Consider the following 6,662-nt stretch of genomic DNA (forward strand, 5'->3'; position numbering starts at 1 on the left):
GCGCCCCGGTGCGGGGCGCGGGCCGGCGTCCGGCGGAGGAGGAGCGGCGTGGCTCAGACGTTGACGCCGTAGTCCTGGGCGATGCCGCGCAGGCCGGAGGCGTAGCCCTGACCGACGGCGCGGAACTTCCACTCGGCGCCGTTGCGGTACAGCTCGCCGAAGACCATGGCGGTCTCGGTCGAGGCGTCCTCGGTGAGGTCGTAGCGGGCGATCTCGGTCTCGCCGTTCTGGTTCACGACGCGGATGTACGCGTTGCGGACCTGGCCGAAGCTCTGGCCGCGGGCGTCGGCGTCGTGGATCGAGACCGGGAAGACGACCTTGTCGATCTCGGGGCCGAGACCGTCGAGGAAGACCTTGATCTCCTCGTCGTCGCCCTCGCCCTCGCCGGTGGTGTTGTCACCGGCGTGCTGGATCGCCTGGTCCGGGGAGATCAGGTTGTTGTAGAAGATGAAGTGACCGTCGGAGACGACCTTGCCGCCGGCGTCCACGGCGATGGCGGAGGCGTCGAGGTCGAAGTCCGCACCGGTGGTGGTGCGCGTGTCCCAGCCGAGACCGATGGTCACGGCGGTCAGGCCCGGGGCCTCCTTGCTCAGCGAGACGTTGCCGCCCTTGGTGAGACTCACAACCATACGTAGATCCCCTTGGTCGTTATCTGGCGTTGCGTTGCCGGGTCACGGAGTCGTGTCCGGACCCGACGTTACCGTTTCTTTGCCAACGGCTCCCGACCCCGGCTGGTTCCCGACCCCGGCCGCCGGCCGAGAGCGGAGCGGCGGTGCGGGCGTCCGGGACCGGGCCCGCGGCCGGCCGCGGGCCGTCGTTAACGGGATGCGCCGAAGCGCCCCCGGGAGGGATCATTGCCCCCATGCCCGGGCCCTATGTCATCGCAGCGGCACCCGTCGACGGCTCCGGCCGCACGGGGGCGCCGCTGTACCTGCCCGAGGCCGAGCTGACCTGGCGTTTCTCCCGCTCCTCGGGGCCGGGTGGCCAGCACGTGAACACCAGCGACAGCCGCGTGGAGCTGAGCTTCGACCTCGCGGCGACCGGCGCGCTCCCGGACGAGCTGCGGGAGCGGGCGCTGGAACGGTTGGCAGGGCGGCTGCGCGGTGGCGTGCTCACCGTCCGGGTGTCGACCTTCCGTTCGCAGTGGCGCAACCGGGAGGAGGCGGCGCGGCGGATGGCGGCGCTGCTGGCGGAGGCGGTCGCGCCGCCGCCGCGTGCCCGGCGCAACCGGAAGGTGTCGCGCGGCTCCAACGAGCGCCGGCTGCGGCAGAAGAAGGCGAGGAGCGACGTGAAGCGGGGCCGCTCCGGGGGCGGTTGGGACTGAGCCGACCGCCTCGCGGCCCGGTCGTGGTCGTGCCGCGTGGCCGTGCCGCGTGGCCGTGCTCAGCCGAGGGTGCCGTAGCGACCCCACGCGTACAGCAGCGGTCCGGCCGCGGTGGTGGGCAGCCGGGTCGCCAGCACCCGGCCGATGTGGAGGGTGTGGTCACCTGCGGTCACCCGCTGCTCGGTGCGGCACTCGACCGCGGCCAGGGTGCCGTGCGGCAGTGGTGCGCCGGTGTGCTCGCCGATGTCGTGCGGTGTCTCCCGGAATATCAGGCGGTCGCTGAGTCTGCCCTTCATGGCGAACCGGCCTGCCAGCGCGTGCTGGCCCTCGGCGAGGAGCGAGGCGGCCCACAGCTCCTGGCGGTCCAGGATGTCGGCCATCCGTGAGCCGGTGCGCACGCTGACCAGGACCAGTGGCGGGTCCAGGGAGACGGAGAGGAACGAGGTGGCCGTCATCCCCGCGCCGGCGCCGACGGGGTCCTCCTCCTCGTCGTGCGCGGTGACCAGCACGACCCCGCCCGCCAACCGGGTCATCGCTGCACGGAACTCGTCCTGACTCACCCCTCCAGCATGACGGCTGCGGGCCGGTGCCGGGGGCACCGGCGCGGCGATGGTCGCCGCCCCCGGGGTCCGGGTGCTGTCGGCTCCGGTGGTATTCCTGGGACTCTCCGCGCTACTGAACACAGGAGAGAACGTATCCGCCGTCGGCACGGGCACGCATCGGGCGGTGGTACCAGTGGGGCGTTCGTGGACCTACGTCGTGCGACCGAGCCCTCGTGTGATGTGACATGGGCCACAGCGGCAAAGTTCTGGTTGACCCTGTGTACCTAGCGCACAGCTCACTGTGATTCAGTGGCCTGTGTATCTGCAAGTGCATCGGCTGGGGGTGTGAATGGGAACGGAGACCGAGCCGTACGTCCGCCTGGCCTCGCTGCGCGAACTGCACAACGCCGTGGCTCGGCTCAACACCGCCCGCTCCATGGCCGCCACCCTCCAGACGATCGTGGACGGCGTGGTCGAGGCCGTCGACTTCGAACTCGCCGCCGTCAACCTGGTCCGCCCCGACGGCGACCTGCTGGTGGCCGCGGTCGCCGGTGACACCGAGGTCGAGACCAACCTCGCCGGCCGCACCGGCTCCCGCGACTCGTGGCAGCGGCGGCTCCGCATGGGGGAGCGCTGGGGCGAACTCTGCTTCATCCCCTACACCGAGGCCTGGGCACTGGACGACGACGTCCCCACCTGGACCAGCACCGGCCCCGCGCCCCGCTACCCCGACGAGTGGCACCCCATGGACCTGCTCTACGCACCCATGGCCACCGCCGACGGCGAGCTCCTCGGCGTGCTCTCCGTCGACCGCCCCAGCAACGGCCGCCGCCCCGGCCCCTGGATACGCGAGGCGCTCCAGCTCTACGCCTCGCAGGCCGCCATCGCGATATCCAACGCCCGGCTCCGCGGCAACATGCAGCGCGCGCTGCAACGACTGGAACGCGAGCAGCAGGCGCTGCGCGCCAGCGAGGAGAGCTTCCGCCAGGCGTTCGAGTACGCGCCGAGCGGCATGGCGATCGCCGAGGTCGACGGCGAGGAGCAGGCCCCGCTCCTGCGCGTCAACGACGCCCTGTGCCGTCTGCTGGGCCGCCCCATGACCCTGCTGCGCCGCTGCTCCTTCGCCGACCTCGTTCACCCCGAGGACATCGGCGTCCTGCTCCGGACCTCCGCCGAGGGCGGCCGCGCCGAGCTCCGACTCAGCCGTCGCGACGGCTCCTACGTCTGGGTCTCGCTCCGCAACTCCGTCGTCGCCGACACCACCGACGGCCCCCGCTTCCTCCTCACCCACGTCGAGGACATCGAGGAGCGCAAGCGCCACGAGCTCCAGCTCCGCCACCGCGCCAGCCACGACTCCCTCACCGGCCTCCCCAACAGCGCCGAGCTGCGCCAACGGCTCGGCAGCCGCATCTGCGACCGCCCCGGCGACGGCCCGCCGCTGCGCGCCACCGACGCCTTCACCGGCCTGGGGACCCCGGCTCCGCCGCCCTACGACCACCACGAGCACCTGGTGCCGCCGGACGCCCCCGGCAGCGACGGCAAGGGGCTGGCGGTGCTCTTCTGCGACCTGGACGGCTTCAAGTCGATCAACGACCGCCACGGCCACGGGTACGGCGACGCCGCGCTCCAGGAGGTCGCCCGGCGCCTGCTGCGCGCCGTCCGCGACGACGACACGGTCGCCCGGCTCGGCGGCGACGAGTTCGTGGTGCTCGCGGACGGCCTCGGCACCGCCGAGGCCTCCGACCTCGCGGTCCGGCTCCGGCAGGCGATCATCCCGCCGATGCGGGTCGAGGACCGCGTGCTGCGGGTCGGCGCCAGCTTCGGCATCGGCTGGGCGGCCTGCGGCACCACCACGGAGCAGATACTGGAGTCGGCCGACCAGCGCATGTACCTGGAGAAGCGCTCCCGTCCCCATCACCGACGGCGAGCCGGCTGACCGGCTTCGGACGCGGGTGTGTCCGTCCGCACTTCCACCGCGCCGGTCTGTGTGCCACGAACGCGGTAGGCTCGGCCACCGAAGGACCAGGGCGGGGACGATGGGAGCGCAGGAGATGAGCGCGGGGAACAACGGTAACGGCCGGCCCGAGGGTGGCGAGGACCCCTTCGGCTACCTCTACCGTCCGCAGGACGGCCAGGCGCCGCCCCAGGCGCCCCAGCAGCCCTCCTACCACGACGTGCGACCCGTCGGTGAACGACGCGGAGGGCGCGGCGGTTACGGCTATCCGCAGCCCGCCCCGGCCCACCAGCACGCGCAGGACCCCTACTACGCGGCACCCGAGACGCAGCCCGGTGGCGGCGGCTACCACGCGGCGGGCGGCCCCGGCCCCTACCAGCCCGGTGGCGAGCCCCCGCGCCGCAACACCCTCCTCATCGGCGCCATCGCGGTCGTCGCCGCCGTCGTCATCGGCGTCGGCGCGGCCCTGATCTTCTCCGGCGACGACAACGACGGCGGCGACCAGGCCGACGACGGCAGCAGCGAGGTCGCCCCCGACGGCGGCGAGCAGTATGGCGAGGAGCCCGACGAGGGCCAGACCGACGAGGAGCCCGAGGGCGACGGCACCGACGAGGACGAGACGGAGGAGGAGAACACCGGCAGCGGCGGCCTCCCCACCGCCGACCTCGCGGCCGACCTCGACCTCCGCAACGGCGCCACGCTCGGCGGCGGCCACGTCGAGGGCGCCCGCAGCCCCGACGGCAGCTACATCGCCGGCCTGGAGGCCGAGCAGGCCACCGTCAGCTGGCGGTTCGACTTCGACGGCGCCCCCGGCACCTACCGGCTCTACGTCGGGTACACCATGAACGACGGTGACCAGGAGATGAGCTTCGCCATCAACGACACCGTCCGCTCCGACAAGGTCAACTTCCGCGACTACCGCTCCGGCGGCTCGTACCAGGACAACTGGACCCGCACCTACAACGAGGTGAACCTCCAGGAGGGCTCCAACCTCATCCAGATCGGCTGCGGTTCCAGCGACGGCTGCGACGTTCTCATCGACCGCATCGAGATCACCGAGAACCGCGACGGCGTCGTCGACTGGTGACGGACGGCGCCCCGGGCGCCCGCGAGCACGCAGACGGCCCCGGTGCCGCACCCCGCCAGGGGCGCGGCACCGGGGCCGTCGTCCTTCGCCGCGCCGGAGCGGCCGGCCGGCGGTCAGCCCACCGGGAGCGCCGCCGGTTCCGACACCCAGCGCCCCTTGCGCATCACCCCGACCACCCCGAACGCCTCGTCCAGCACGACCAGGTCGGCGTCCTTGCCCACCTCGACCGACCCCACCCGGTCGTCGACGCCCAGCATCCGTGCCGGGGTGCCGGCCAGCGCCCGCACCGCGTCGGCCACCGGGATGCCGTCGACCGTCACCGCGCGCCGCAGCGCCCGGTCCAGCGTCAGCGTCGACCCGGCGATCGCGCCACCCTCGACCAGCCGCGCCACCCCGTCGGTGACGTCCACCTCCAGCGGGCCCAGCGGGTACCGGCCGTCGCCCATGCCCGCCGCGCCCATCGCGTCGGTGATGAACGCCACCCGGTCCGGCCCTGCCCGGTGGAACGCCAGTCGCAGCGCGGCGGGGTGCAGGTGGGTCCCGTCGTCGATCAGCTCGACCGTCACCCGCTCGTCCTCCAGCAGCGCCGCCACCGGCCCCGGCGCGCGGTGCGCCAGCGGCGGCATCGCGTTGAACAGGTGGGTCGCGACGCTCGCACCGGCGTCCACCGCCCGCCGCACGACGTCGTAGTCGCCGTCGGTGTGACCGACCGCCGCCAGCACGCCGAGCTCCCGCAGCAGCGCCACCGACTCCAGGCCGCCGGGCAGCTCCGGCGCCAGGGTCACCATCGCCGCGGTGCCGCGCGCCGCGTCCACCAGCTTCCGCACGTCCGCCGGGTCGGGGTCGCGCAGCAGCGACGGCTGGTGCGCCCCGCAGCGGTGCGCCGAGATGAACGGGCCCTCGAAGTGCAGGCCGGCGAGCTCGCCGTCCTCGACGAGTTCGGAGAGGGTGCCCGCCTGCCGCGCCAGGTCGTCGAGGTCGCCCGTCACCGTGGAGGCGACCATGGTGGTGGTGCCGTGGGCGCGGTGCGTCCCGATCACCGTGCGGGCCTCCTCGACCGTCCCGGCCGAGAACGAGGCGCCGCCGCCGCCGTGGACGTGCATGTCGACGAAGCCCGGCACCACCCAGCGGCCGGTGAGGTCGTGCGTCGCCGCCTCCTCGGGGCGGTCGGGGGCGATGCGGCCGCCCGCGACGGTCACCCGGCCGTCCTCGACCACACCGGTCGGCAGGACGACGCGGGCCCCGGTCAGGACTGTGCGCTGCGTGTCGGGCGTCATGGCTGGTCGAACCTCCGGGGAGTCGGATCGGTCGTGGCGGACGCCGGGGGCGACGGCTCGGCCGCGGGGTCGCCCGCGGGCGGGCCGGCCGCCGGGTCCGAGGTGGGTACGGACGTCGCCGTCGTCGTCCCCGCCCGGTCCGCCGGGGAGGCGGTGCCGGGGCCGGGACGCGTGCGCTCCCGGAGTTCCCAGGCCAGCAGGCCCGCGCCCAGGCAGCCGGCACCGTCGCCGAGTGCCGCCGGAACGAGCGCCGGCTCCTGCTGGAAGGTCAGTCGCTCCCGGAGCGCCGCGCGCAGCGGACGCAGCAGCGTGTCGCCCGCCTCCGCCAGACCGCCGCCGAGGATCACGACGCGCGGGTCGAGCAGCGTCACCACCAGCAGCAGGCCGTCGGCGAGCGCCGCCACGGCGTTCTGCCAGACCGTCAGCGCCGCCGGGTCGCCGGCCGCCACCGCCCGTGCGGCGTCGGCCGCGTCGGCGC

General features: G+C 74.0%; 7 protein-coding genes. 3 read left to right on the forward strand and 4 right to left on the reverse strand.

Annotation, left to right across the window (positions count from 1 at the left end; translation table 11 throughout):
• Window positions 1-53: 53 nt before the first annotated feature.
• On the reverse strand, window positions 54-629 hold the full coding sequence (locus HCN52_RS20235; RefSeq protein ID WP_168089884.1) for a TerD family protein: 576 nt from the start codon (window positions 627-629) through the stop codon (window positions 54-56).
• A 233-nt stretch (window positions 630-862) separates the two neighbouring features.
• Between HCN52_RS20235 and arfB the strand changes: the two genes are divergently transcribed.
• Window positions 863-1,324, forward strand: coding sequence for an alternative ribosome rescue aminoacyl-tRNA hydrolase ArfB (arfB, locus tag HCN52_RS20240; RefSeq protein WP_168089885.1), 462 nt, complete (start codon window positions 863-865; stop codon window positions 1,322-1,324).
• Window positions 1,325-1,383: 59 nt separating this feature from the next.
• On the opposite strand, the gene HCN52_RS20245 is transcribed toward arfB, so the two are convergent.
• Window positions 1,384-1,884 (reverse strand): flavin reductase family protein, encoded by a 501-nt coding sequence (locus HCN52_RS20245; RefSeq protein ID WP_376767169.1) that lies wholly within the window; start codon window positions 1,882-1,884, stop codon window positions 1,384-1,386.
• Between the two features lie 331 nt (window positions 1,885-2,215).
• Here HCN52_RS20245 and cdgB point away from each other — a divergent pair, with 331 nt between their 5' ends.
• Together cdgB and HCN52_RS20255 are read left to right on the forward strand one after the other, a co-directional pair.
• Window positions 2,216-3,802 (forward strand): diguanylate cyclase CdgB, encoded by a 1,587-nt coding sequence (gene cdgB, locus HCN52_RS20250; protein WP_168089886.1) that lies wholly within the window; start codon window positions 2,216-2,218, stop codon window positions 3,800-3,802.
• Between the two features lie 100 nt (window positions 3,803-3,902).
• Window positions 3,903-4,907, forward strand: a complete 1,005-nt coding sequence (locus HCN52_RS20255; protein WP_168089887.1) for a carbohydrate-binding protein — start codon at window positions 3,903-3,905, stop codon at window positions 4,905-4,907.
• A 113-nt stretch (window positions 4,908-5,020) separates the two neighbouring features.
• Here the strand turns inward: HCN52_RS20255 and nagA are convergent, their stop codons facing one another.
• Both nagA and HCN52_RS20265 read right to left on the reverse strand, forming a co-directional pair.
• Complete coding sequence (gene nagA, locus HCN52_RS20260; RefSeq protein WP_168089888.1) at window positions 5,021-6,184, reverse strand: N-acetylglucosamine-6-phosphate deacetylase; 1,164 nt, start codon at window positions 6,182-6,184, stop codon at window positions 5,021-5,023.
• The coding region (locus tag HCN52_RS20265) for an ROK family protein (RefSeq protein WP_168089889.1) at window positions 6,181-6,662 on the reverse strand (482 nt) is incomplete at its 5' end. The genes nagA and HCN52_RS20265, both read right to left, overlap by 4 nt.

Origin of the sequence: Streptomyces bohaiensis (assembly GCF_012033785.1) — a bacterium.
GTDB lineage: Bacteria > Actinomycetota > Actinomycetes > Streptomycetales > Streptomycetaceae > Streptomyces > Streptomyces bohaiensis.